The 24,788-nt window shown below is 63.7% G+C and carries 23 protein-coding genes; 9 read left to right on the top strand and 14 right to left on the bottom strand.

All coding sequences use genetic code 11. The annotated features are described in order from the left end of the window. Positions 1-90: 90 nt before the first annotated feature. Positions 91-411, top strand: a complete 321-nt coding sequence (locus FJ979_RS08545; protein ID WP_140497155.1) for a putative quinol monooxygenase — start codon at positions 91-93, stop codon at positions 409-411. 229 nt (positions 412-640) lie between these two features. Continuing rightward, on the top strand, positions 641-1,123 hold the full coding sequence (locus FJ979_RS32470) for a hypothetical protein (protein WP_181165290.1): 483 nt from the start codon (positions 641-643) through the stop codon (positions 1,121-1,123). Positions 1,124-1,215: 92 nt separating this feature from the next. Here the strand turns inward: FJ979_RS32470 and FJ979_RS08555 are convergent, their stop codons facing one another. The 6 genes from FJ979_RS08555 to FJ979_RS08580 form a co-directional block, all read right to left on the bottom strand. Next, positions 1,216-3,597 (bottom strand): polysaccharide biosynthesis tyrosine autokinase, encoded by a 2,382-nt coding sequence (locus tag FJ979_RS08555; protein ID WP_140497157.1) that lies wholly within the window; start codon positions 3,595-3,597, stop codon positions 1,216-1,218. Between the two features lie 237 nt (positions 3,598-3,834). Further along, positions 3,835-4,731, bottom strand: a complete 897-nt coding sequence (locus FJ979_RS08560) for a UTP--glucose-1-phosphate uridylyltransferase (RefSeq protein WP_140512943.1) — start codon at positions 4,729-4,731, stop codon at positions 3,835-3,837. Between the two features lie 74 nt (positions 4,732-4,805). Beyond that, on the bottom strand, positions 4,806-5,774 hold the full coding sequence (locus tag FJ979_RS08565) for a glycosyltransferase family 2 protein (RefSeq protein WP_140523580.1): 969 nt from the start codon (positions 5,772-5,774) through the stop codon (positions 4,806-4,808). Then, positions 5,764-6,714 carry a glycosyltransferase gene (locus FJ979_RS08570; RefSeq protein ID WP_140523578.1) on the bottom strand — a complete coding sequence of 317 codons (951 nt, stop codon included), beginning with the start codon at positions 6,712-6,714 and terminating at the stop codon, positions 5,764-5,766. The genes FJ979_RS08565 and FJ979_RS08570 overlap by 11 nt, the downstream gene beginning before the upstream one ends. Then, positions 6,714-7,703, bottom strand: coding sequence for a glycosyltransferase family 2 protein (locus FJ979_RS08575; protein ID WP_140523575.1), 990 nt, complete (start codon positions 7,701-7,703; stop codon positions 6,714-6,716). The genes FJ979_RS08570 and FJ979_RS08575 overlap by 1 nt, the downstream gene beginning before the upstream one ends. Before the next feature lie 15 nt (positions 7,704-7,718). Next, entirely contained in the window at positions 7,719-8,891 is a 1,173-nt protein-coding gene (locus FJ979_RS08580; protein ID WP_140523572.1) for a glycosyltransferase, read from the bottom strand. Between the two features lie 189 nt (positions 8,892-9,080). Between FJ979_RS08580 and FJ979_RS08585 the strand changes: the two genes are divergently transcribed. Together FJ979_RS08585 and FJ979_RS08590 are read left to right on the top strand one after the other, a co-directional pair. Beyond that, a complete protein-coding gene (locus tag FJ979_RS08585; RefSeq protein ID WP_140580550.1) occupies positions 9,081-10,577 on the top strand; it encodes a lipopolysaccharide biosynthesis protein in 1,497 nt (498 codons plus the stop codon). Between the two features lie 49 nt (positions 10,578-10,626). Then, complete coding sequence (locus FJ979_RS08590; RefSeq protein WP_140497171.1) at positions 10,627-11,649, top strand: phosphoribosyltransferase family protein; 1,023 nt, start codon at positions 10,627-10,629, stop codon at positions 11,647-11,649. Positions 11,650-11,850: 201 nt separating this feature from the next. On the opposite strand, the gene FJ979_RS08595 is transcribed toward FJ979_RS08590, so the two are convergent. The 8 genes from FJ979_RS08595 to FJ979_RS08630 form a co-directional block, all read right to left on the bottom strand. Continuing rightward, positions 11,851-12,930: a glycosyltransferase gene (locus tag FJ979_RS08595; RefSeq protein ID WP_140580552.1), complete on the bottom strand. Its 1,080-nt coding sequence runs from the start codon at positions 12,928-12,930 to the stop codon at positions 11,851-11,853. A 65-nt stretch (positions 12,931-12,995) separates the two neighbouring features. Beyond that, positions 12,996-13,442: a hypothetical protein gene (locus FJ979_RS08600; protein WP_140580554.1), complete on the bottom strand. Its 447-nt coding sequence runs from the start codon at positions 13,440-13,442 to the stop codon at positions 12,996-12,998. Positions 13,443-13,456: 14 nt separating this feature from the next. Next, on the bottom strand, positions 13,457-14,899 hold the full coding sequence (locus tag FJ979_RS08605; RefSeq protein WP_140580556.1) for a GMC family oxidoreductase: 1,443 nt from the start codon (positions 14,897-14,899) through the stop codon (positions 13,457-13,459). 93 nt (positions 14,900-14,992) lie between these two features. Next, positions 14,993-16,324 carry a UDP-glucose/GDP-mannose dehydrogenase family protein gene (locus FJ979_RS08610; RefSeq protein WP_140497179.1) on the bottom strand — a complete coding sequence of 444 codons (1,332 nt, stop codon included), beginning with the start codon at positions 16,322-16,324 and terminating at the stop codon, positions 14,993-14,995. A 73-nt stretch (positions 16,325-16,397) separates the two neighbouring features. Further along, positions 16,398-17,273: a family 16 glycosylhydrolase gene (locus tag FJ979_RS08615; protein WP_140497181.1), complete on the bottom strand. Its 876-nt coding sequence runs from the start codon at positions 17,271-17,273 to the stop codon at positions 16,398-16,400. A gap of 136 nt (positions 17,274-17,409) precedes the next feature. After that, entirely contained in the window at positions 17,410-17,811 is a 402-nt protein-coding gene (locus FJ979_RS08620; protein WP_140512927.1) for a hypothetical protein, read from the bottom strand. 223 nt (positions 17,812-18,034) lie between these two features. Next, the gene (locus FJ979_RS08625; RefSeq protein ID WP_140497185.1) at positions 18,035-19,057 is read right to left on the bottom strand and encodes a glycosyltransferase; all 1,023 of its coding nucleotides are present in this window, start codon (positions 19,055-19,057) and stop codon (positions 18,035-18,037) included. 70 nt (positions 19,058-19,127) lie between these two features. Next, complete coding sequence (locus FJ979_RS08630) at positions 19,128-20,255, bottom strand: nucleotidyltransferase family protein (protein ID WP_140497187.1); 1,128 nt, start codon at positions 20,253-20,255, stop codon at positions 19,128-19,130. Positions 20,256-20,777: 522 nt separating this feature from the next. Here FJ979_RS08630 and FJ979_RS08635 point away from each other — a divergent pair. The 5 genes from FJ979_RS08635 to FJ979_RS08655 all read left to right on the top strand — a co-directional run bounded on the left by FJ979_RS08635 (position 20,778) and on the right by FJ979_RS08655 (position 24,768). Then, entirely contained in the window at positions 20,778-20,930 is a 153-nt protein-coding gene (locus FJ979_RS08635) for a lasso peptide (protein WP_140497189.1), read from the top strand. A 166-nt stretch (positions 20,931-21,096) separates the two neighbouring features. After that, positions 21,097-21,396 (top strand): PqqD family protein, encoded by a 300-nt coding sequence (locus FJ979_RS08640; RefSeq protein ID WP_140497191.1) that lies wholly within the window; start codon positions 21,097-21,099, stop codon positions 21,394-21,396. A gap of 118 nt (positions 21,397-21,514) precedes the next feature. Beyond that, positions 21,515-21,889: a lasso peptide biosynthesis B2 protein gene (locus FJ979_RS08645; RefSeq protein ID WP_224618327.1), complete on the top strand. Its 375-nt coding sequence runs from the start codon at positions 21,515-21,517 to the stop codon at positions 21,887-21,889. A 3-nt stretch (positions 21,890-21,892) separates the two neighbouring features. Further along, complete coding sequence (locus tag FJ979_RS08650; RefSeq protein WP_140512920.1) at positions 21,893-23,800, top strand: lasso peptide isopeptide bond-forming cyclase; 1,908 nt, start codon at positions 21,893-21,895, stop codon at positions 23,798-23,800. After that, entirely contained in the window at positions 23,797-24,768 is a 972-nt protein-coding gene (locus FJ979_RS08655) for a serine kinase (protein WP_140580557.1), read from the top strand. The genes FJ979_RS08650 and FJ979_RS08655 overlap by 4 nt, the downstream gene beginning before the upstream one ends. The last annotated feature ends 20 nt before the right edge of the window (positions 24,769-24,788 follow it).

The following is a 24,788-nucleotide window of genomic DNA, read 5'->3' on the forward strand; positions in this document are numbered from 1 at the left end:
TGCCTTCCTCACAGGAGCGCACTGTCCAGCCGCAGGGTTCCGAGGCCTGGATAGGGAGTCGCGGCCCTGTACAAAGCTAGGGACCAATCGATGCGGATCGTCAGGATAGCCGAACTGGAAATCGATCCTGACCAGATCGACAGCTACAAGGCCCTGATTGCCGAAGAGATCGAGGCCTCCGTGCGAATCGAGCCGGGCGTGCTTTTCCTTCATGCCGTGTCGGAAAAAGGTGCGCCTGAAAAGGTGCGCGTGATCGAATGCTACGCCGATCAGACGGCGTACGAAGCCCATCTGACCACACCGCATTTTCTCAAGTACAAGACGCAAACGGCGAACATGGTGCGGTCGCTTCGGCTTATCGAAACCGACCCGATCGCGCTGTCTGCGAAACCCGGTCAGAACTCAAACTGACCAGGGCTTGGACCGACACCGCCGTCCATCCAGAGCGGACGATCGACCTGCCGTCGAAATCGCTCGCAAGCGAAATAGACTGATCTGCTCTGGGGCCGACCTGCTTCCAATCCATGTCGCCAACCTCAAAGCGCGTCGATTCTGCGCAATACAATATTGCTCCGGATGTCATTTCATAGACATCGCCAATCAGCCAAAGAAACCGGGCGTCACGGGCTAGCATGGGTCTTTGGATCGGGCGCGGCTGCTTGAATCCGCCAAGCAGTACGGAAGCTACCTCGTTATAAATTCGACCCTTGAAGATGCCCGTACTTGTTTCGCCGGCTTGTTCGCTTTACGAACGGCAATGACCCTCATCTCTCGCATTGCCGCCCTTGCTTTGCTCGCCGTCATTGTCTTCGCGACGCTGTCGCCAATCCAGATGCGGCCCCACCTGGGTGACCCAGATTTCGAACGCGCCCTCGCCTACGTTCTGTTCGGCGTGGCAATGGGGCTCGGCTTTCCAAACCGCTTGGCTGGCACTGTCACTATAGTTGTCGTCGTAGCCACTGTGCTGGAGCTGATGCAGCTCCTCGAACCCGGTCGGCATGCGCGCCTTTCGGACGGCTCACTGAAGGCTTTGGCAGGCATCCTCGGAATAGTTGTCGTCCATCTCAGTCTTTTGGTGGCGAGCCGCTATTGGCCGCGTAAGCTGACATTGCCTGCCGGATGATGCCCGGGTTTAGACTCCCATTGTAGCCCGCCGCAGCCACATAGGCGATGACCTGCCTCGTCACTCAGGCACGGAAATCGCCACGGTTGAACTCAGACCGTTGTCTTGCTGCGCACTTCGGTCTTGTCGAGATAATAGCTCGAGTACTGGCCGAAGAATTTTTCGGACGCTCCGAACGAGCCGTATTTGGCGAGCTTCTTGAGATCGACCTTGTTCAGCACCGCGCCGACGATCTTGTTGGCGACATAGGGTTCGGATTCGAGCATCGATCTCACCATCGCGCGCGGCGTGCGGCCCCATTCGGTGACCAGCACGAAGCCGTCGACAAGCGGCGCGAAGGCCTTGGCGTCGACCACCGGCCCCAGCGGCGGCAGATCGACGACGATGTATTCGAAGGTCTCCTTGGCGTTGTCGATGAAGCGCCGCATGCCGGCCGAGGAGAGAAGCTCGCTGGTATGCGAGAAATTGCCGCGCAGCACGGCCGGAATGATCGCCAGCTTGGTCTGCCGGTCGATCTTGCCGACCGACTGCCAGGTCTGGCCGCTCACCACCGCTTCCATCAGTCCCTGCTCGGCCTCCATGCCGAGGCTGCGGCTCAAGCCCGGATTGCGCAGGTCGCCGTCGATCAGCAGCGTCCTGGCGCCGTTGGCGGCGAGCAGTCCGGCCAGATTGGCCGCGACCGTCGACTTGCCTTCGCCGGGAAGGACCGAGATGACGCCGATGACGCGGCTGCCCTGCCCTTCCATGACGACGTCGAAGGCGATCTTTGCGCTGCGCAGCGTCTCGGAGAACATCGACGCCGGAGCATCGACGCTGACGCGCATGCGCGCGCGCTTTTCGGCCGCGGCCGGCGATTTGGCGGTTTTGAGATCCGGGTCGGCCGGCTTTTCCTCCCTGGCGGTCTTGCCGCCGATGACAGGCAGATAACCGAGGAATTTGAGGCCGACGCGGTCGCGGACATCCTCGCCGGTCCTGAAGAAACGCTCGTTGAATTCGTTCAGGCCGCCAAGCCCGGCACCCATCAACGTGCCCAGCACAAGCGAGAGCGCCAGCACAACCACCGTGCGCGGGCTGGAGGCGCTGAGCGGCGTCGATGCATCCGAGATGATGCGGATCTTGCCGACCGGGAAGGATTGCTGCTGGGCGGCTTCCTCGTAGCGGCCGAGGAATGTCTGGTAGAGCGTGGAGAGCGCCGTCGCCTTCTGGTCGAGTTCACGCAGCTTGACCTGCGACTGGTTGTCGATGGCGCTCTTGCCTTGCGCCGCGGCGACATTGGCCCTGAGCGCGGTCTCGCGCGCCAGCGCCACTTCATATTCGTTGCGATAGCTTTCGGTCAGCTGCTTCAGCTCGCCGAATATCTGCGCCGATATGTCGGCCTTCTCCTTGGCGAGCGCCACCGCCTGCGGATGCTGCGGCCCAAAATTGGCCTCGACATCCTGCTGCCGCTTGGCGACGGCGAGATAGCGCGTCTTGAGCGCCGCGATGACCGAGCTGCTCGGCTGGTCGCTCGATATGGCGGCATCCTTGAAGGCGTTCTCCGAACCGCTTTCAACGATGGACTTGTATTGCTGGTAGCGGGCGCTGGCCCGGGCCGTATCGGCCTGCGCCACGATAAGCTGGGCGTTGAGGTCGGCAAGCTGCTTGGCGCTCATCAGCTGGCCGTCGCTGTTGGCGGACAGGCCGTGCTCGGCCCTGAATTTCTCGACCGCGAGCGATGCCGCCTGCGAGCTTTCGCGCAGTTCCGTCAGCCGGCCCTGCAGCCAGACCGCTGCGCGCTCGGTGGCATCGAAGGAGGCGTCGAGCTGGTCGGCGAGATAGGCATCGGCATAGGCCTTGGTGATCGCGGTCGCCAGTGCCGGGTCCGTCGCCTGGTAGCCGAGCGCGATGACATAGCTTCGCCCGACGCGCTCCGCCTGCACCTCGTTCTGCAATTTGAGGATCGCGTAGTCGCGACGTGAGGTCGCGATCAGCGCATCGCGGGTGGCGGGGTCGAGCTTGGTGACGTCGCCGACGCCCGGCATGGGAGGACTAGGGCGAACATACTGGATCAGGCCGCGGATCAGGCCGATGCCCTGGGCGAGCGCCGACTGGGGCGGGTTCATGAATGCGTCGTTGCGGTCGAGCTTCAGCTTGTCGACGACCACGGCGGCAAGCCTCGTCGAGGTCAGGATTTCGATCTGGCTCAGGATGGCCGAATCGGTCTGCATGGTCGTCGACGCCGCCGAAATGTCGTCGACGATCTTGTTCAGCCCCTCATCGATCAGCACGCTCGAGACCGATTGGTATTTGGGCGGCGTGGTCTGCAGATAGAGCAGGCCCAGGACAAGACCAATGACCGCGCCCAGGACAACCACCTTGGCCTGCCGCGCTGCCATGCCAAGCAGCCGCTCGACATCGATGAAGTCTTCGCCGTCTCCTGCTTCCGAATTCGGCAATGGCATCCTCTTGTCGAGAGGAAAGTTGGCATAGTTCATCTTCGGTCCAATTCCAGAGCCCGTCCATCCCAATCATCGGGATGGGCTCTATCTCACTGTTTGAACATGATCTTTTCCGAAAACCGCCTTGCGCTTTCCGGGATCATGCCTTGGCTCCCAGGCACTTCGAAGATCGGGAGCATTGCCAAAAAGCAACGCAAGTTCCATGCCGGACGCCACAGGGCGTTGCGCGCATCGCACCGTCAGCCGTCCGACAATGCTCCCGAAACATGGGCATTATGCGGCTTCTTCCTGTCGTTCATGCGACCGGACGAACTCCTGGAGCATCTCGAAAACCGGACCCTTCATGTCGTCGCGCGCCAAGGCGAAGGCGATGTTGGCCTGGATAAAGCCCTCCTTCGAGCCGCAGTCGAACATGCGGCCCTTGAAAGGCTGGGCAAAGAAGGACTGCTCCTGCGCCAGGCGGACCATGGCGTCGGTCAGCTGGATCTCATTGCCCGCGCCGCGCTGCTGGTTGCCGAGCAGGGCGAAGATCTCGGGCTGCAGGATATAGCGGCCGTTGATGTAGAAGTTCGACGGCGCATTGGCCGGCGCCGGCTTTTCGACCATCGCCGTCACCTCGAAACCGCCGCCAATGTCGGCGCCGCGGCCGACAATGCCGTATTTGTTGGTCTCGGTCGGGTCACAGCGCTCGACCGCAATGACGTTGCCGCCGGTCTCGGCATAGAGGTCGGCGACCTCGGCCAGGCAGCCGCGGCCGCCGAACGAAACCATATCAGGTAAAAGCAGGGCGAAGGGCTCGTTGCCGATGACCTCGCGCGCGCACCAGACGGCGTGGCCAAGGCCTTGCGGGGATTGCTGGCGGATGAAGCTGGTGGCGCCGGCCACCGGCAGCAGGCTTTCCAGCGACTGCAATTGCGCCTTCTTGCCGCTCTGCTCCAGTGTTCCGATCAATTCCGGATGCAGGTCGAAATAATCCTCGATAACCGCCTTGTTGCGGCCGGTCACGAACACGATGTGCTCGATGCCGGCCTCGAAGGCCTCATCGACGGCGTATTGCACGACGGGCCGGTCGACGACGGGAAGCATTTCCTTCGGCATCGACTTGGTCGCCGGCAGGAACCGCGTTCCAAGCCCCGCCACCGGTATCACGGCCTTCCTGATTTTCTTCATCGCAAGTTCCTTCTGAGGAGATCGACTTCAGTCCATTCGCAGGCCAGGAAAAATCCCTCCATGTGCCTGCATCTTCACCTCCCCGCCCCTACGGCAAATTGTGCCGCTACTCGTCGCAACCGCACGGCGATCGGCATGCCCATATGCCTGACCGCCGCCGGGTCGCTGAGCGCCGTCCGGATCGCCTTGAGCGGGGACCGCGCCTTGATGTGCTGGACCATCGACAGGAACGAGGCTGCCTTGCGCAGGCTGCGGCTGCGCCGGGCGAAGGCCGCTTGCGCGGCCGCGTCCATCTGATGGCTTTGAGCGAAAATCGCATCGGCCTTGCGCATCGCCTCGACATGATGAGGCTCGAGCACGCGCGAAATGGAGCCGCTGCGGATGTGATAGGCATAGCCGATGTCAGGCTCGACCACGCACCTGCCGCCCTTGGCCAGGGCGTTGGCCAGGAATATGTAATCCTCGCCGATGATCAGGTCCTCGTCGTAGCGAAGTCCGTTTTCTTCCAGGAAGCGGCGCTCGAAGATCGGCTTGAGATAGCCGAGATTGAACTTCGATTCGAAGACGACGTTGCCGGCGATATAGCTGGCCAGCGAGATCTCGCCCAATTCCTCCAGATAGCGCGTCGGGAACATCGCATCCTCGATCACGCCGTCCTCGCGGACGACCTGGAGGTTGTCGACGGCGATTTGCGCGCCCGCCCTTTCGGCCCGCGCGATCATGGCGGCGATGCGGCCGGGATAGACCGCATCGTCGGAATCGAGGACCGCGACCCAGCGGCCGCGGGCAGCCTCGAGGCCGGCGTTCCTGGCGCCGCCGGGGCCCCTGTTCTGCGCGAGCGCCACGACGCGCACGATGTCCTGCGGATAGGCCCTTGCCACGTCGAGCGTGGCGTCGCGCGACTTGTCGTCGACGACGACGACCTCGACGCTGACACCCTTCTGCGCGATGGCGCTGGCGATCGCCCGGTCGAGGGTCGCCTCGGCGTTGTAGGCTGCAATGACGAAGGAAACGTCCGGGACGAAGCTGACGTCAGGCTGCACGCTTGCCTCCTTCCTGTGGCGAGGGCTGGCCGTAGAGACGAATCTCGCGGATGCCGACAAGGCCGCTGACGACGCCGACATGCATAATGCCGCGCAGCACGCTGCGGTTCCGCCGCACGGGGCTGGCAAGGAAGGGAAACGCCGCGGCGAAGCAATAGGCTGCCTTTGCCGAGGCAATGGCGACCTGTTTGAGCAGGCCAATGCCGCTGGCATTGCGCCCCAGGAGATGGCCATGCGTCTGCCCGACGCGGAAGCGGCGGCGGCCAAGCCAGTCGAACGCGGCCCTGGTCCGTGGCACGACCTCGTCCACCCAAGCCTCCGGAGAAAACGCGATCGTGCCGCCTGTCTTGTGCATCTGGTCGAAGAATTCGGTGTCCTCGCCGCCGGTCTGGCCACGCGCCAGGCTGAAGCGGCGCCCGCGCAGGCTGTCCGACCCCATGTCGAGCAGCACGTTGCAGGTGTAGCCGGTGCGGATCTCGCCGCGCACCCAGACCGGCAAGGTCGAATGGAAGTCGCCACGCCGCATCCAGTCCGGCGCATCGGCCCCATAGCGCGCCTTGACCGGGCCCAGCACGGCGGCGGCGCGACTTGCCTGGGCTGTTGCGACGAGCTCGGCAAGCCAACGCGGCGAAGCCGTCTCGTCGTCATCGATGAAGGCGACGAAATCCGACGTGCTGGCGTCAAGACAGGCATTGCGGGCGATCGAGATGTTGCGCGCCGGGCAGTGGTGATAGCTGATCGGCAGCGTCAGTTCGCGCGCCAGGGCCGTCACCAGATCCCTGGCGCTCGGCGTGTCGTCATTGTCGGCGACGATGACACGGACATCGAAACCGGCCAGCCTGTCCATGGCGTCGAGCGAGCGCAGCGTGTGGGCCAATTCCGGCCGGCGGAACGTGCACACGCCGATATCGATGCTGCGGTTCTTGCCTGGAACCGCCATCACGCGACCCCGCGCTGTTTGCCAAGGCCGAGAAGCTGCAGCCAGAAACCGACGGACCAGCCGAAATGCATGACCATCGCCGAGACGCCGGCAAGCGCGATGTCGGCATTGCGCTGGCTTACCGCCGTCCACAGGCCATAGCCGAGGCATACGGATGCCCAGATCAAAAGCGGCACCGCCGCCAGCCAGTGCACGAAGGAAAAGGCCGCGAGCACCACCACCGGGAACACCAGCAGCGGCACCATCTGCCGGACCTTCGGGATGATGCGGTGCTTCAGGACATTCTTGGCGCGTCCGCGGCCGTAGCCGAGATACTGGAAATAGAGGCCGCTGAGCGACGCGCGCGGATAGTAGACCATCTGCGTCCTGCCGCTCATCCAGATCCTGTAGCCGGCCTGTCTCAGCCGGTAGTCGAGCTCGGCGTCCTCATTATGGCTGAACGTCTCGTCATAGCCGCCGACGGCCTGGAAGGCAGAAATCCGCATCAGCGCGTGATGGCCGTGATCGACCCATTCTCCGGCGGACAGATGCCTGTGCTTGGAACCGCCGGTGCCGAGCTTTGAATTCTGTGCCGCCGCGGCCGCCTTCTGCACGGTGCCGCTGCCGCTGGTCAGCATCGAGACCACGACCGAATCGGCGCCCGTGGCCAGCGCTTCCTCGACCAGCCGGTCGCAATAGTCGGCGGGGTAGCCGCCATGGGCATCGATGCGGATCAGATATTCGGCACCATCGCCGAATCTGGCGACGGCAAGATTGATCGCCGCGCTCTGGATGCGCTTTTCATTGTGGAGCAGGACGATGCGGGGATCCTCTTTCGCGCGTTCGCCGACAATGGCCGGGGTATCATCGGTGCTGCCGCCATCGGCAACGACGATCCTGGCACCGAGCCTCGCCGCCGCGGGGCTGAGCTGGTCGAGCAGCCCACCGATATGGGCTGCCTCGTTGAGGCAGGGAATCACGATCAGGCTGGAGGGGAGCGCTTGCATCATCGGGCGATCTCCATCCTAGGCCAAAGCCTCGGCCGCGAAGGGTTGGCGCATGGCGGCCAGGCTGCGAAGCTTGTCGACCAGCGCCTGGCAATCGCTGCGATCATAGCTCCATATCCTGGGGTTGCGCGACAGAACGCGCTCCTTCAACGTGCTGAAGCGGCGCTCCTCCATCTTGCCGATGGCGGCTTCGAGCGCGTCGGGTGAGGCTTCGGGCAACAGAATGCCGATGCCTTGCCGGCCGAGGAACCGCCCAGTTTCCGTGTTGGCCATCGAGATCGGCACCGCGCCGAAACGACAGCCTTCATAGAGGCGATTGGGCAGCAGCCATTCGGAATTCTGGCCCGCCTCGAAGAAATCGATCGCCCAGGAGAAATGCACGTCCCGGTAGATCGCCGCCATGTCCTCCGGGTTGCGGTAGGGTCCGCGAAACGAAAGCCAGGGCTCCGCCTCTACGAAGGCGTGGAAATCCGGGAATTCGGTCAATGCCGGGCGGCCGCGCAGCACGATCTCGAACCGGCCATCGGCGCGGCGCGAGAAATCGGCCAGGAGTTCGAGCGAGCGGCGGCAGCGCAATGCCCCGAACCAGCCGATGCGCCAGGGTGGCGCGACAGGCGCCTCGGCCATCTCATGCTCGGCCGGCAGGATCGCCGCTGCCTCGAAATATTTGTTTTCGACCAGTTCGACCGGCGCCGTCACCTGGCCGAACGGTTCGAAATAATTGGCGGTGAACGCGGGCGAGCTGGTCACCAGCAGCCTTACGTCCCTGGCAAGGTAACGTTCCGTGGCACGCAGCGCCCTGCCAACCGCATCGCTGCGAAGCATCAGGCGATGGATGTCGAGGCATTCATAGACGATCGGCACCGCGGCGCCGAACGCCGTGTTGGCGCGGCGGGCGAGCGCCAGCATTTCCAGGTTGCGCGCGATGATGAGATCGGGCCTCGGCATGCCGCGGAGCCTGGCGCCGATCGAAACCGCCGCCTTGGCGACTGCCGTCAGACGCTGGGCGAATCGCCCGTCACGCGTCGCGCCGAGATCCAGCGGCCGCAAACCCTCGACGTCGGCAATGGGATTTGCCGTGCGACGGAAGCCTGCGAGCGTGACCTGGGCGCCACCTGCCCTGAGCATGGTAATCCGCCGGCGCACTGCCGGGTCGGAAACGTCATGCACAAGGTACAAGACATTCAGCATGAAAACTCGACCGCTGTTGGCCCACCCACGGCGAACCTAGTACAGGTCTTGCTGCATCGCAACATTTTTGGTGCAGCGTAGCAAAATCCACGTTTTTTGTTGCACTGCAAAATAAATGCCGTAATTTGGCCGCGGCGGCGGTTGCAGGGTTCCTGGTCGGAACCTGCACAAGAATCAGGAATCCTGAATTTGGAAGCCAATCCATTCGATCCGCCAGAAGGCTCGCTGCGCAAATCGGTCGGGCGTGGCGCGGTCGTGACGGCCTTGTCGCAGTCCGTGCGGGTCGCCACGCAGATCATTTCCGTCATCGTGCTGTCGCGTCTCCTGTTGCCGCAGGATTTCGGCGTCGTGGCGATGTGCGCGCCGGTGCTGGCCTTCATCGCGCTGTTCCAGGATTTCGGCCTCACCCAGGCGACCATCCAGAAATCGGGCATACGGCACGACGAGGTGAACTACCTGTTCTGGATCAACGTCGCCGTCAGCGCCATCCTGGCCTGCGTGCTTGCCGGCGCGGCACCGCTGGTCGCCGCCTTCTACGGCGAACCGCGTGTGGCTGGCCTGGTGGCGGCGCTGGGCCTGCAGATCATGGCCTACGGCCTCGGTGCGCAGCATCTGGCGCTCCTGACGCGCCGCATGCAGTTCGGCCGCCTGGCCATCATCGATGTCGCAGGCGCCGTGGCTGGTCTTGCCGTGTCGATCGCCTGGACATTCGTCGACCGCTCCTACTGGGCACTTTTCGCCGGCACCTTGACCGGAGCCGTGCTGCCGACGCTGTGCTACTGGGCCAGTTCGCGCTGGCGGCCCAGCCTGCCGCGCAAGGTCGCCGGGATCAGCGAGCTGATCAATTTCGGCGCCGGCATAACCGGCTTCAACTTCGCCAATTTCTTCGCCCGCAATCTCGACAACGTGCTGATCGGAAAATACTGGGGCGAGGCGCAGCTCGGCCTCTATGACCGTGCCTACAAGCTGCTCCTGTTCCCGCTGAGCCAGATCACGAACCCGCTGTCGAAGGTGATGGTGCCGGCTCTTTCCAGGCTGAAGGACGAGCCCGACCGCTACCGCAGCGCCTATCTTCGCGTCATGCCGCTGATCCTGCTGGTGGCGCTTCCCGGCGTCGCTTTCGCCACCGCCATGTCCGACATACTCATCCCCTTCGTGCTCGGTGAGCAATGGCGCGCGAGCGCCGGCATTTTCCTGGCGCTGGGCTTCGCCGGGCTGCTGCAGCCGCTCAACAATCCGGCCGGATGGCTGTTCGTCAGCCAGGGCCGTTCCGGCGACTTCATGCGCTGGGGCATCATCACGGCGGCGACGTCGGTGCTCGCTTTCGTGCTGGGCCTGCCTTATGGCGCGCTCGGCGTGGCGATCGCCTATGCCGTCAGCGAATATCTGCGCACGCCTTTCCTGTGGCTCTATGTCGGCAGGAGCGGGCCGCTGCGGGCAAGCCACGTGCTTCGCGCGGCGACGCCGTTCGTGCTCGGCGCGCATGTGGCGCTGGCGGTGGTCTGGTTGGTCAAGCCGCTGCTGCCGCAGCAGCATGTCATTGCCTTGGCCAGCGGCGCGATCCTTGCCTATCTCATCACCATCGTCATCGCGCTGGCCTTCGCAGCCGGCCGTGAAGCCTTGCGCGAGGCCTTGAAAATGCTGCCGGCAAGGCCGCCGGCGGCAGCACCGCGCGAGGCGCAATAATTTTGGCGCTTTCGACCCTTACCGTTCACCCGAGCATCAGGCCTGATCCATGCATTACCGATCGATCTCAGACATGAACGACGCGATCGTCAGCAACCTTCACCGGTTGCCGCGCGACATCGACCTGGTGGTCGGCGTCCCCAGAAGCGGGGTGCTGGCGGCGACGCTGGTCAGTCTCGCGGCGAACATACCGATGACCGACCTGGACTCCTTCCTCGAGGGTCGCGTCTACACATCGGGCATCACCAAGCGCCGTGCGGTGCTCGACCGCAAGGTCGCGGAAATGCGCAAGGTGCTGGTGATCGACGACAGCGTCTCCGGCGGCAACGCCATGCGCGACGCCCGCGCCCGCATAGAGGGTGCCGGCATCGAGGCCGACTACACCTTTGCCGCCGTGTTCGGGCTTGAGCCGCAGCATGCCGAGACCGATGTCGTCTTCGAGGTCGTGCCGCACCCGCGCATGTTCCAGTGGAACTTCATGCATCACAAATTCCTGGCGCAATGCTGCGTCGACATAGACGGGGTGCTGTGCCTCGATCCGACCGAGGCGGAAAACGACGACGGTCCGGCCTACGAGAAATTCCTCAGCGAAGCGCGGCCGCTCCATACCGCGACCCGCAAGATCGGCTGGCTGGTGACCAGCCGGCTGGAGAAATACCGCGCCTTGACCGAGGCATGGCTGGCCAAGCACGAGATCAAGTACGATCATCTGATCATGCTCGACCTGCCGAGCAAGGCGGAGCGCCAGCGGCTTGGCGCGCATGGCAGTTTCAAGGCCGAATTCTACCGCAAATCCGATGCCATCCTGTTCATCGAGAGCGAGCACGAGCAGGCGCTGAGGATCACCGAGCTGTCGGGCAAACCGGTGCTGTGCGTCGAAACGCACATGGTCAGCTTTCCCAACGCGCTGTCGCTCCCGGCGCTCGGCCAGGCGGCGCGCAACCTGCCGGCCAGGTTGCGACAGGCCAAATCACAGGAAGGCCGCAAGGGCGCCGCCAAGGCCCTTGCCCGCGCGCTGCTTGGCGCCCGCGGCTACGAGACGCTGAAAAGCCGGGTCAAGCGCCTGGCCTGATCCGCCAAGGCTGCGAGTCCAGATTAACGGGTTCGTTCGGAGTGTTCGCCGGCGCGTGGTCGAGAAGCATCAAACGAAAAACCCGCGGCAGCTTCCGGCGCAACTCAGCACCATGACAGAAAATCTACCATAGCTGCTTCACCCTGTCAAGAAAAAATTCCTATCACAAGGCTGCCGGGGCCGGTGCCGGCTAAGCCTTGGCTACGCCGCCTGCCGCGAACGCTGCTGTGTGGCCTTGTCCAGTATGGAAAAGAACGTGAGGAACTGGCGATCAGGATCGAGCTCCGGACGCTCGGAGAAGCCGCGCGCCGTGGCCGAGAGCCGGTCATATTCCTGGCGGTCGTTCCACAGCAGCCTGACAGCCGCGACCCAGTCGGTGAGCGGAGCTTCGTAATCGAGCACCACGCCGCCTGGTCCGATCGCTTCGGGCAGGCCGCCGCGCCGCGAGCCAATGACGGGAATGCCGCTGCAATGGGCTTCCGAGGCCACACGGCCCCAGGCCTCTTCCCATTTGCTGGGCGCCAGCAGGATCCTGGTGCGGCCATAGACGGTCTTCATGTCGCCGGTGCGGTTCTCCAGCCTGATGTTGGAGAACGGGGCGATGGTCTGCTCGATGCGGGCGCGATGATCGTCGGCGAGCTTCCAGCTCTCCACGAACAGGAACGGAATCTCGGGGCAGGCGCCGGCGATGCGCACGGCGAGCTCGAAGCCTTTCTCCTCGTACGGATTGATCAAGGTGACGAACTGGCCCGTGGTCGGCGTGCTGTAGAGGGCGGCATTGATGGTCGGCGGCAGCACCGCCGCATCGATGCCGAACTTCTGTTTGTAGGCGCGCGCGGTGAATTGCGAATTGGCGATGTAGAGCGCCGAATGCAACTCGCGCAGATCGCCGCCCAGCTCATGGAACTCGACATTCCTGAGATAGACGACCAGCGGCACGCCTTCGGCCTGCAGCGCCTTGCCCACCGGAACCGACTTGTGGCATTGGACGACGGCCACGTCCGGCTTCAATCTGCGGACGGCAAAGTCGGCCGCCTTCCAGGGAAACCAGGCCCGCACCACCGGATAACCGGGAAAACTGTCGATGACCGCCGGCTGACGCAGCAGCTTCATCTTGGCGCGCGCCTTGAAGCCGAAGACACCGTCGCCGAACAGGGCGGCCAGTACGGCCGCCTCATGGCCGTGCTCGATCAACTGTTCCGCCAGATGATGGGTGCTCGACTGGACGCCGCCGCTGAATTCGGGCGTGTATCCGTTTCCGCCTGCAAAAAGAACTTTCATGGTCCTGGCTCCTGGTTCTTTCGCGTTTCGTTCAATGTGGCCCGAGAGCTTGCTCCGGCACCGCCTCAGGCACTCTGTTGCTCGAGATTGGCGAACGGATTGGTGCATGGCTGCCATCCGGTGAACCGGATCGGATCGCCCGGCGAACTGCGCCAGGCGTAGTCGGTCAGCATGTGGAATTCGGCGATCAGCCAGCGGTCGAAATGCAGGAGGTCCTGCTTCTTCTGCTCCGGCAGCAGAGCGCGGGCTTTGCCCAGCCTTGCCTCCTCGAGCAAGGTGACGGCGTCGCTGAGTTTCTTGCTCGGGAATATCCACGGGTTCCTGTCGCGGAACGCCAGGACGAACTGCTGCAAATGCTCGATGCGCATGTTGAGCTTGCCGAAATATTTCTCGAGCGTGACGCGCACCAGATCCTCATCAGAAAAGGAGGATACTGCCGCGTAGGCAATGCCGGTCGACACCACCCCGCCCGCCATGACGGCCAGTGCGGAGCGTCGCGAGATCTCTATCATCTGGTTTGCTCCTCTCACGCCATCCGGCTCGCCGCCCGCAGGGACAGCGCTGCCGCGGTCAGGCTCGGATTGGCGCATGAACAGCTCGGATATGTGCTGGTGCCGACCACGACCAGGTTCCTGAGCTGGTGATGAATCATGCCGCTGTCGACCACCGAATCGGCCGGGCCCGTCCCCATCCGGAGCGTACCCTGGACATGCGATTCGGTTGGCCGGATGCCGCGATCGAAAAGCTGTTCGACCGGTAGCGGGGCGAGCAGCCCGGGCAGTTTCTCCAGCGCCCGCGCCATGCCCTTGACCGCGTAGTCCGACGGCGCCTTGAAGCTGACGAAGGCGTTGTCGTTCTCGTCGAGCGTGACGAAATTCTCATGGTCGAGCAGGTTCTCGGTCACCACGACAAGCGGCAGAGCCTGGCGCAGCCGCCCTTTCTCGGCGCGCATGCCGTGTTGCCAGCGGTTCTCGAAATAGACCAGCGCCGCGGCGTGCTCGGACCGGTGCGGACCGTCATAGAGGCCGAAATTCAAGCCGGTGGTGATGGTGCTGCCGTCGAAATTGTCGACACCGTCGAGATAGACCTCGAAATTCCAGCCATAGGATTCATGCAGGCCGCGGCCGACGAATTCGCCTCCCAGGCCGGACCGCAGCATGATCGCCGCGCTCTGGATGGCATTGGCGCCGAGAATGAAGAGGTCGCCGCTGACCTGATATTCCTTGCCGCCATGGACGAAGGTGACCGAGCGGACCGTCCCGCCGACATGGTCGAGCCTGCGCACTTCCGAACCGAGGCAGACCGACACGTCGGGATGCTCGAAGACATGCATCAGGCCATTGTTGGCGGTGAACTTGGCGTCGACCGGGCATAGCCAGCATCTGAGGTTGGCACAGCACGAGGTGCGCTGCGCGGTCGGCACGCGGGCGCGCGCGGTCGGCATAACGAAATGCTGGCCGGGCTGCGCCGCCTTCATCATCCGGTCGGGCGTCGACATGCGGTGCGGCGGCTGCGGAAAAGGCTTCGAGCGCGGCAGCATCGCCGCCATGTCGGGATCGCCCGAGATCGACATGATGTCTTCGGCGTCGCAATAGAACGGTTCGACGTCGTCATAGCTGATCGGCCAGTCATTGCCGATGCCGTAGGTGCTTTTCAGCCTGAAATCGTTGGGATGGAACCTCGGCGTCTGCGCGAACCAGCAATTGGTGCCGCCGCCCAGCCCGATCGTGTAGTTCCAGGGCTTGTCGGAATTGGTCTTGTAGGTCGACTCGTCCTCGATGTCGGTGTTGACGTTCTGCTTGAGCTGCCATTCATGCGTGTTGTGGCGGCCCCATTCCAGGAGCAGGATGCGCGCCTTACGCCGCTTCGTGAATTCGTGCAGGAAGAAGGCCGAACCGAAACCGGAACCGATCGCGACAACGTCGAAGTGGTCCTTGGTGATCTGCTCCGGCTTTACGTCCAGCACCATCAGCCGCAACTCCTTTCCGGGTCTTGTGCGTTCGTCATGGCAAGCACACCGGCCGGCCGCGGCGATCCCACATTGGATTGCCCAAACCCGGTCTCATGCCGCCATCCTGCCGATCGAGTGATATTCGATGCCGTGGCGGGCGATGACCTTGGGATCATAGAGGTTGCGGCCGTCGAAGATGATCGGCGTGGTCAGCGCGTCCTTCAGCGCGTCGAAGGACGGCGCGCGAAAACTCTTCCACTCGGTGGCGATCAGCAGCGCATCGGCGCCGCGCAGCGCCGCTTCCTTGGTGCCGCACAGAAGCAGGTCGTCGCGCAGCCCATAGATGGCCTGGCATTCCTGCATCGCCTCGGGATCATAGGCCTGCACGGTGGCGCCGACGTTCCAGAGTGCCTCCATCAGCGTGCGGGCGGGCGCCTCGCGCATGTCGTCGGTGTTGGGCTTGAAAGCCAGGCCCCAGAGCGCGAAGGTCTTGCCCTTGAGGTTGCCCTTGAAATAGCGGTTCACCTTGTCGAACAGCACGGACTTCTGCTCGTTGTTGCGCTCCTCGACGGCGCGCAGCAGCTTGGCGTCGAACTTGACGCCTTCGGCGGTCTTGATCAGGGCGCGCACGTCCTTGGGAAAGCAGGAGCCGCCATAGCCGAGGCCCGGATAAATGAAGTGGTAGCCGATGCGCGGATCGCTGCCGATGCCCTTGCGCACCTCCTCGATGTCGGCGCCGAGCTGTTCGGCCAGATTCGCCATTTCGTTCATGAAGCTGATCTTGGTGGCGAGCATGCAATTGGCCGCGTATTTGGTGAATTCGGCGCTGCGCACATCCATCACGATCATCTTCTCGTGGTTGCGGTTGAAGGGGGCGTAGAGCTCACGCATCACCGCCTCGGTGTCCTCGCTCGATGTGCCGACGATGATGCGGTCCGGCCTCATGCAATCGGCGACGGCGGACCCTTCCTTGAGGAATTCCGGATTGGAAGCGACGTCGAAGGTCAGGTCCTCGCGGCCTCTTTTCTTCAGCGTTTCGGCGATCCTGGCCTTGATCTTCTCGCAGGTGCCGACCGGCACGGTCGACTTGCCGACGACGATCTTGGGCGCATCCATTTCCCGGCCGATCGCCTCGGCGACCGCCAGCACATATTTGAGATCGGCCGAGCCATCCTCGCCGGGAGGCGTGCCGACCGCGATCATCTGGATTTCACCATGCCTGACGGCGGCGGCCGCGTCGGTGGTGAACTTGATGCGGCCGGCGGCATGGTTCTCCCTCACGATGCTTTCCAGGCCCGGCTCGAAAATCGGGACGAGACCTTGATTGAGCCGCTCGACCTTGTTCGCGTCGATGTCGACGCAGACGACCTGGTGGCCCACTTCGGCAAGCACAGCAGCCTGCACGAGACCGACATAGCCGATACCAAACACCGTCAAATTCATTCTGTTTTGTTCCTGTCCAGGGCAGCGGACCGTGTTCGGCCCGGCCGGTTCAAATCGACTTTTCCAATAGGTTCTATTTTACGCTGCATGCCAGCGATTCCGGAAACTGGCAGGGTTCGCCCTGCGCGGTGAAGGCGACGCGCTCGATCTGCAGCGAAAGCTTGCGTCCGGGATCGGCGAATGCGCCCAACCATCCGGTCATCGTATCGCTGCCCCAGAGGCTGAAGAAGATCTTCTGCGCATGACTGGGCAGCTTTGCCGGATCGGTGATGGTGTTCACCAGCTGGCCGTTGACGTACCAGCGCAAACTGTCCTTCTGCCAGACGAAGGCGTAGTCGTTGAAGGCCTTTTCCGTGCCGCCCGGCACGTCGACCAGCTTCTCGTTCTTGCCCTTGCCGGCGATGTAGGCATTGACCTGCACCTTGGACGTGTCCTTGGTCAGGATCTCGAAGTCGATCTCGTCCCAGGGCTGCTTGTCCGACGGGCCGATATAGGAGAAGAAAGCCGCGTTGAGGCCGGGACCGGTGTCGGTTTTCATGCGCGCCTCGTAGGTGCCGTAGCCGAATCGCTGCTTGGTCTGGATTTCGCCGCAAGCGTAGTCGCGATCCTTCGTCTTCTGCTTCTCGAAACCCAATGACAGCACGCCGTCCGCCAGGCTGACCTGCCCCTTCGCCCAGGTGCAATTCTGATGGCCGCCATTCGTCCAGCCATCGGAGACATACCAGCGCTGGCGGTTGAAGCTGGTGAAATCATCGACGAATGAGGGCGCCGACTTCAGATCCTGCGACCAGGATGGCGCCGGCCCGGCGAACAGGCCAGCGAGAGCGGCCAGCGCGACCAGGGCAGCCCTGCGTCCGGTGGAACCGCCCGGGCGGGCTTGCCTGGCCTGGCGCGTTGACGATATGCCGCGAACTGCGACGGTGAACGTGGTTCTCGGATCCGCATTCATACGAAACTCAACCTTTGCGCTGTGCATCCCCAACCCAAAGTAGCCATTCGAGCCGTTGCCAAACGGCGCTTTCTTTCTCTCGTCAGCCCCTCCCCAAGCTGCCTTCTCGCCTCGCGCCAAATCCACCCTTCAGCCTTCACCCTCTGCCGGCGCCTGCCGGTTTGGCGAGCCCCTCGCTGGCCGTCATATCGGACGACCCGTCCTCATCGAAAACCATATCCAGCGAATGACGAAGCTCCCGGACCATGCCGTTCTGGCGCGACAGCGCCGCGATGCGGCGCTCGCAATTCAGGATCGACGTCGTCAATTCATCGACCTCGGCGGAACGGCGCGCAGACGCCGAGCCGTTCTCCATGGCCTCGACCAGAAAGGCGGCGTTGGTGGCCGTCGCCTTGTAGCGATTCTCCAGCCCGTTTCGCTCGGCCTCGATCTCGGCCGCGATCTGCTCGAACAGCTTCGCCAGGCGGTCGAGGCGCGAGATGTCGGTCTGGCGGTCGCGGGCCGGATTCCTTGATCTGAAGCCGAATATCGAGGCCATGCGTTCAAAGTCCTGTGGTAGTCCGGCCGTCGGCCGGGCCCCTTACCGGTTCAATATCGGGCAGTCCGATCGGAGGCCGGTTCATTGGCCATCCTAATTGCTGCACCGCAACATAGACTGCCATCCTCCGGCCGGCTAGGCAACCACCCAATTCGTAAACTCATAAATCCGCCGGAAATGCTTTGCGCGACGGGCTGGCAAGAGCGCGGCCGGACGCCCGCATTCAAGGCTGCTTGCCCGTGCTGGTGCCGGCCATGAGAAAACGCATTGGCGGCACATGTTGACGCCGGGAGGCTAACCCGACGCGGCGAAACAGCGCCTCGAGCTTGTCGGACGCCACGCCCTGGACGATGGGAACCAGGTTGGATTGGCTTGCGAAGGCATAGGCCGCGGCCGACGCCAGGCCCCGCTCTGCCTTGACGTCGAGGAAATTGCGCAGCCGGTATTTGTCGCGCACGTGGCGCTCGTGGCGGCGCAGCACCGCTTTGGAACCCTCAGGCAGGCTGTCGATCGCCAGCAGCGCCAGGTCGGCGTCGGCAAGACGCTTCAGGTCCTGGGTCTTGTGGCGGCCGCTCAGCGAATCGGCCCGCACGATGGCGCCGTAACCGCAGGAGCGGATGACCTTGAAGCGCGCGCCGCTGGCGACCGCGCGCGCGTAGAGTTCGTAATCCTCGCCCAGACGCAAGCTCTCGTCATAGCGCAAGCCGTGCCTGTCGAGAAAAGCGCGGCTGATCACCGGCTTGAGGAAACCGAGTTCGCCTCTGCGCACGTTGCGCCTGGAGATGTTGCCTTCGACGAAGCGCTCCAGGTCGAGGAATTCCGGCTCGGCCGCGAACTGCGGTGCGACGATCTGGGTGACATCGCTCAAGGCGTCGTCCCTGATGAGCATGATGTTGTCGGCCGCGAAATCCCAGTCCGCGCCGGCAAACAGATTGTGAAATCTGCCCGCGAGAAAGAAGTCGTCGGCGTCCAGAATGGCGATGAATGGCGATTGCGAGGCGGCGATGGCGGCGTTGCGGGCGAAGGAGGGGCCGCGATTGACGTCGAGACGGATCACCGCGAGCCGGTCGCTGCCGTCATCGGCGGCGCGGGCGACTTGGGCCGTGTCATCGGTGGAGGCGTCATCGACGACGACGACTTCGGCCACTTCCGGTTCGCGCAGCGCGGACGCGATGGCGACCGCGATTGTTCGCGCCGCGTTTCGGGCCGCGATGATCACGCAGACCTTTGATTTTGTCATCGACATGAATTTGCCTCTTGCACAGGTTCCATTCTGCCCTCGCCCTGTACGTGTTCGATGCCCGACAGGCTTCCCGTCACGGGCTGCCCTGCCGTTCGAAGATGCGGCGGCTGATGTCGGCCGATGCCGCCCAGCCGGCTTCCGCCAGATAGCGGACCGGCGCACGACCGCACAACTCCCACAGCACGGTGCGCCGCTGCGGCCATCGCAGGGATGACAGCCATGGCGCGATGACCATGTTGAGCAGATCCTCATTGCCGATGCGCGACAGCATCCGCGCGGCGCGCTGCGACAAGAGCGTGTCGGCGCCGCCGAGGAGCACGTCGGCGGCGCGCAGGCCAAGCAGCAGCGTGTCGTCCAGCCCCTGCGCCGCGGCGGCGTCGAGCAGGCGCTGCTGCTCGGCTTCGTCCAAGCGGTCGGCGCTGGCGCGCACGTCGCAGACGTAACCGGCGCAGGGTTCCCGGTTAAAAAGCGCCTTGGCGACGCTGATGCAGGACAACAGCAGAGTGTCGGCCACCGATGTGAACGGCACCTCGACGCCGGTGATCTCGACCTGCCGTTTGCGCCGCAGGAAGCCATCCGCGTCGCGCGGGCTGGGCGAGCCGGGTTGCTGGAGCCGATAATGCAGGTCGACGGTGGACTGCGTCGGCCCGTCGCCGCGGATCATGTGCTGTTCGCCGAGGAAACGGACCCACCAGACGGAGCGCGACTTGCCGGCGATCTCGTAGCCGATCGAGCGGAGCGCCTCGCGCGCCCTGAAAAACCCGCCCGGCGCCACCAATATGTCGACATCGCCCGAAGGCTTCATGAAATGGTCGTCGTAAAGCAGATGCTGCTGGAAGGGACCTTTCAGGAAAACGAAATCGATCTGCCTGTCGCGCAGCGCCGCCTGGATCGCCATCGAATCCATGATGCAGGACGCGTTCATCGAAACGGTCTTCCGGCGGTAGGCGTCGAGCCATTGGGAGAGCTGGGCCGGCGGCCCGTTCGCGGGTGCGCTCGACAGCACCTTGAGGATAAAGGTCGCGACCTTGTTCAACCTGGCTATGTCGGTGACATTGGTTACGGAGAGGCCGGAGGCATCGCCGGGCGCGGCGCCGGATCGCGCCGCGAAGAACAGCCGCAGACAGGCCTGCACATAGGCGATCTCGCTGGCGCAATCGGCGGCGCGCAGTCGCTCATATGAACGTTCGGTCAGGGCCATCGGGCGCACGGTTCTCCAGAAGCGATCGGCGCGACGCCTATGCTGCAGGTGCGAAGCAAAGCATCGCCAAAAACTTTTGCGCCGTCCAGTTTTTCCTTTTGCAGCGCAAAAATCCGGCCCCGACGTTTATCGAAACCGGCTCGGGCGAACGATGAGGAGAACTGCTGGACCACAAGGGACGAGTGGCCTTTTCGGCGTTCCGTAGCAAACCTACCGGGAGACCCGGCGCTAGGGCATTATTGTCGCCATGCCTTGAAGTGACAGGGCTTATAAAGTTTATATATGCAAATCAATTTCTTATGCTGACCTAGTGCATTAGGCCCATATGCAGGGATCTCGAGGCGATCAAGGCCAAAGCTTGAGATCGTTACTCACGACTGTGTCTGCGCGCGCAGTCCATAATTGATTAATGCGCGGTAAATCAGGCTTGACTCATAAATGCTGCCATGCAGCTATTGCATCGCAGCATGAAAGTGCCGCCGGCAATCGACAGGCCGTTTCCAGTCCTTGATGGAGTGTAAAATGGAACAGAATGTTGAAAAGCAGGAGTACGAAACGCCCAGCCTGACGGTTCATGGTTCGATTGAAACCATCACTCAGGGCGGTGGCGGCAACACGGCGCTCGACGCAGCATTTCCTGCGCACACGCCGATTGGCGACCTGACGTTCTCCTGAGCCTGTCCTGATTCTGGAGGGACACGTTGGGCCTCTGGAATCCAAGAACCATAAAGGGAGTCGGGGTGAAAATCCCGGCTTCTCTTCATTGCCTGACCCGGCTTTTCTTCATCGCCAGAATGGTCGGCACGCATTGCGGACAGTGTGTAGCAAACGAGGTTTTCGGATGAACTGGAACCCATCTGACCACGATCGCGTAAGTGCGACCAAGGAAGCGGTTGCCTGCGAATTCGGCAATGGCCTGGCGCTTCTCAACCTGAAATCCAACATCTACTACAGCCTCAACGGGGTAGGCACGTTCATCTGGGAGTTGATCCAGGAGCCGAAACCAATTGCCGAAATCCGCCGGGCCGTGCTCGCGCGCTACGATGTCGACGCCGAGCGCTGCAGGGCCGATGTCGACGCACTGTTGAAAGGTCTGGCCGATAGCGGACTTGCGAGGCTGCATCATGAGGAACCTGTCTAGGCAGGTTCCGCAAAAGCGGGTCACGGTTTTGCGACAAGAACCTGCGACGGAGAAAAGTCCCGACCAGACGAAGCACCGGCGGCGTCGGCTTCGAGCTCTCTCCCTGAGTGGCCCGGAAATGCTGTTCCTCTGCCGCTGCCTGCTGGTGGTCGCGGCCGTTCGCCTGGGGCTGACCCTGTTCTCCTACAACCGCCTTCGCGGCATCGTCACCCGGCTGGAGGCGCGTGAATGCGCCAGCACGGGAGAACTGCGCCGTGTCGCCTGGGGCGTTGCCGCCGCGGCCCGCCTGGTGCCGCGCGCAAGCTGCCTCACCCAGGCGCTCGCCGGCCAGTACATTCTCGCCCGCCAGGGCAACGCCTCGAAGATCCGCATCGGCATCGAGCGCGACACCGGCCGGCAGCTGAAGGCGCATGCCTGGCTGATCAGCGGCAACCATGTCGTCCTTGGCGGCTCGATAGACAGGTTTGTCCCTCTCGTCGACTATGGTCAATGACCGATGAGCGGCGTGGCCGGTATCCTGCACGGGCACGAGGCGCCGGAGTCCGCAGCCGATATCCAGCGCATGCTGGCCCGCATGCGTCATCGCGCCCGCGACGGCAGTTCGTGGTGGACCGACAAGGCTGTCGCGCTCGGCCACGCCTGGCTCAACACGACCGATGAAGCCGGCCCCGGCCCGCTGACGATGGCGGGCGGCAAACTGGCCGTCACCGCGGATTGCCGCCTGGACAATCGCGACGAGCTGACGGCACGGCTCGGCGTCCGCGACGCATCGGTTGCCGACGCCGTGCTCCTGATGCGGGCCTATTTGCGCTGGGGCGAAGCCTGTCCCGTGCACCTGCAAGGCGATTTCGCCTTCGCCATCTGGGATGCCGAGCGGCAGGTGCTGTTTTGCGCGCGCGATCATTTCGGCGTCAAACCGTTCTACTATCACGCGGACGGGCAGCGCTTTGTCTTTGCCTCCGAGATCGGCCCGATCCTTGGCGTCACCGGGGCCGGCGCCCGCCTCAGCGAACATCAGATCTCGGGTTTCCTGGCAGGGCTGCCAGACGATCCGCAAGCGACGCCTTATACCGATATTTTCCGCCTGCCGGCGCGCCACAGCCTCACTGTGACGGGGCAGCGCGTGACGCTGCAGCGATACTGGCAGATCGAGCCGTCGTCGCGGCCTATGCGGCCGGACGCCGCCGAGGAATTCGCCCACCTCTTCTCGCAGTCCGTGCGCAACCGCATGCGCGGAAGCGCGGCGGTCGGGGCCATGCTGAGCGGCGGCCTGGACTCCTCTTCGATCGCCTGCGTGGCGGGCCGGCAAAACCTGTCCGAGGAAAAGCCGAGGCTGCCCACCTTTTCGCTGGTTTTCGAACGCGGTTCGGCGATGGACGAAACCCCCTTCATAGACGCGGTGCTGGAACAAGGGCGCGTCGACGGCACGCTGATCCCGGTCGGCAACTACGCGCCGTTCGCGGAATTCGAACGGGTGCTGGAAGAGCAGGAAGGAACGTTCCTGGCGCCGGGCCTTACGCTCACCCGGGAGGTATACAGGACGGCGGGCGCCAAAGGCGTCAAGGTGCTTCTCGACGGCCATGGCGGGGACGAAGTCGTATCGCAGGGGCACGGCCATCTGCACGAGCTTGCCAATGCAGGCAAGTGGCTGGAGCTGTGGCGCGAGATCCGCAGCGCTTCCAACACCTATGGCGACGGCATGCTCGGCATGTATTTCCAGTTCCTGACCATCTACGGGCCTGCCTGGCGCGTGGCCAGGCTCAGGCACGCCGCGAACCGGCTCCTGCACAGGCTGCGAAAGCCGGCCCAGGGCGGAAGCTGGCGCGACCTGATCAATGCCGATCTTGCCGGCCGCACCGAGCTCATCGAGCGGGTTCACCGAGCCGGCTACAAGCCGCCCGACGTCAGCGCCAGCGAGGCGCTGACCCACCGCTGGATTCTTTCCAACGGCTATGTGCCGCATGCTTTCGAAGTCCTCGACAAGGCGGCCGCCAATTTCGGCGTCGAACCTCGTTATCCCTTCTGGGACAAGCCGCTGGTCGAGTTCTGCCTGGCATTGCCGGGCGAGGAGAAGCTCAGCCGCGGTTTTGGCCGCTACGTGCTGCGCCGCGCCATGCAAGACGTGCTGCCGGCGGCGGTCCAGTGGCGGCGCGACAAGATCGATTTCACCGGCAATCTCGTCAACGGCATGCTGCGCAACCACCGCGACCTCCTGGAACAGGTGCTCGGCCCGGACGCCGGCCGCATCGAGCCCTATATCAACCTGCCGGCCGTGAAGGCTGCCTATGCCCGGCTGCTCAGTCGGCCCGACCGGCCGGCGCCGCTCGACGTCCAGTATGTCTGGCGCTCGGCGTCGCTGTCGCTGTGGCTGCGGCAGGTGCAGCGTGCCGGGAGTGCCGCATGACGCCGTTGAACGAGCCGCTGGCCCTCCGCCCGCGCGCGCAAGGCTGGCCGCGCGGACAGCGCCGTTTTTATCGAGCCTACGGCCTGACCATCGCTTCCGAGGTGACATTGCCAGAACTGGAGCCGGCCGAACCCGCAGCGGCGGATATCGTGATCAGTGTCGGCGCGATCGATATGCCGAAGCCTTCGCCCGAGGCCGCGACCATTTTCCGCTTCGAACCGGATCGGCAATATCTGGCATGGCACGCTGTCGCCGCGTTCCTGATCAGCGACGCCTGCCGCATCGAGGTCGAGCCGGCGCCCGGCATCGACGACGCACTGATCGCGTTCCCGCTGCTGGGACCGGTGATGGCGCTCATCCTGCACCGGCGGGGCCTGCTCGTGCTGCATGCCAGCGCCGTCGCGATTGCCGGCAAAAGCGCCATCTTCATGGGCGACAAGGGCGCCGGAAAATCGACGACGGCAAGCGCCATGATCCGTGCCGGACACGAACTGCTTACCGATGACGTCGTGGCGCTCGATCTCAGCCATCCGGACGAGCCGATGATCGTGCCGGGTTTTCCCCAGATCAAGCTGGCGGCCGACGCGGCTGCCGCGATTTCGCTCGAAGGGGCACAAGTGCGGCCGCAGGTGCATCCGGCTATCAACAAGGCCCAGCACCGATTGCACGGGGCGTTCTCGCGCGACAGGGTTCCGGCGAGCCGCATCTATATTCTCGAGCGCGGCCAAAAGACTGAGATCTCGCCCATGCCCGGCATCGCCGCTTTGCCGGCCGTGATCAGATTTTCATACGTCACGCGTTTCGGCCGCGCCGCCCTGGTCGGCGATTTCGCGGCGGCGCATCTCGGGCATTGCGCACGGCTCGCCGATCGCGTCGGCGTGTGCAGGCTCGAAGTGCCGACGGGGCTCGACAGGATCGGCGAGGTCGTGAGCCTCGTCGAGCATGACCTGATGGCCGGACAGGGATAGCAGGAACAGGGATAGCAGGA

Source organism: Mesorhizobium sp. B1-1-6 (genome assembly GCF_006443035.1).
GTDB lineage: Bacteria > Pseudomonadota > Alphaproteobacteria > Rhizobiales > Rhizobiaceae > Mesorhizobium.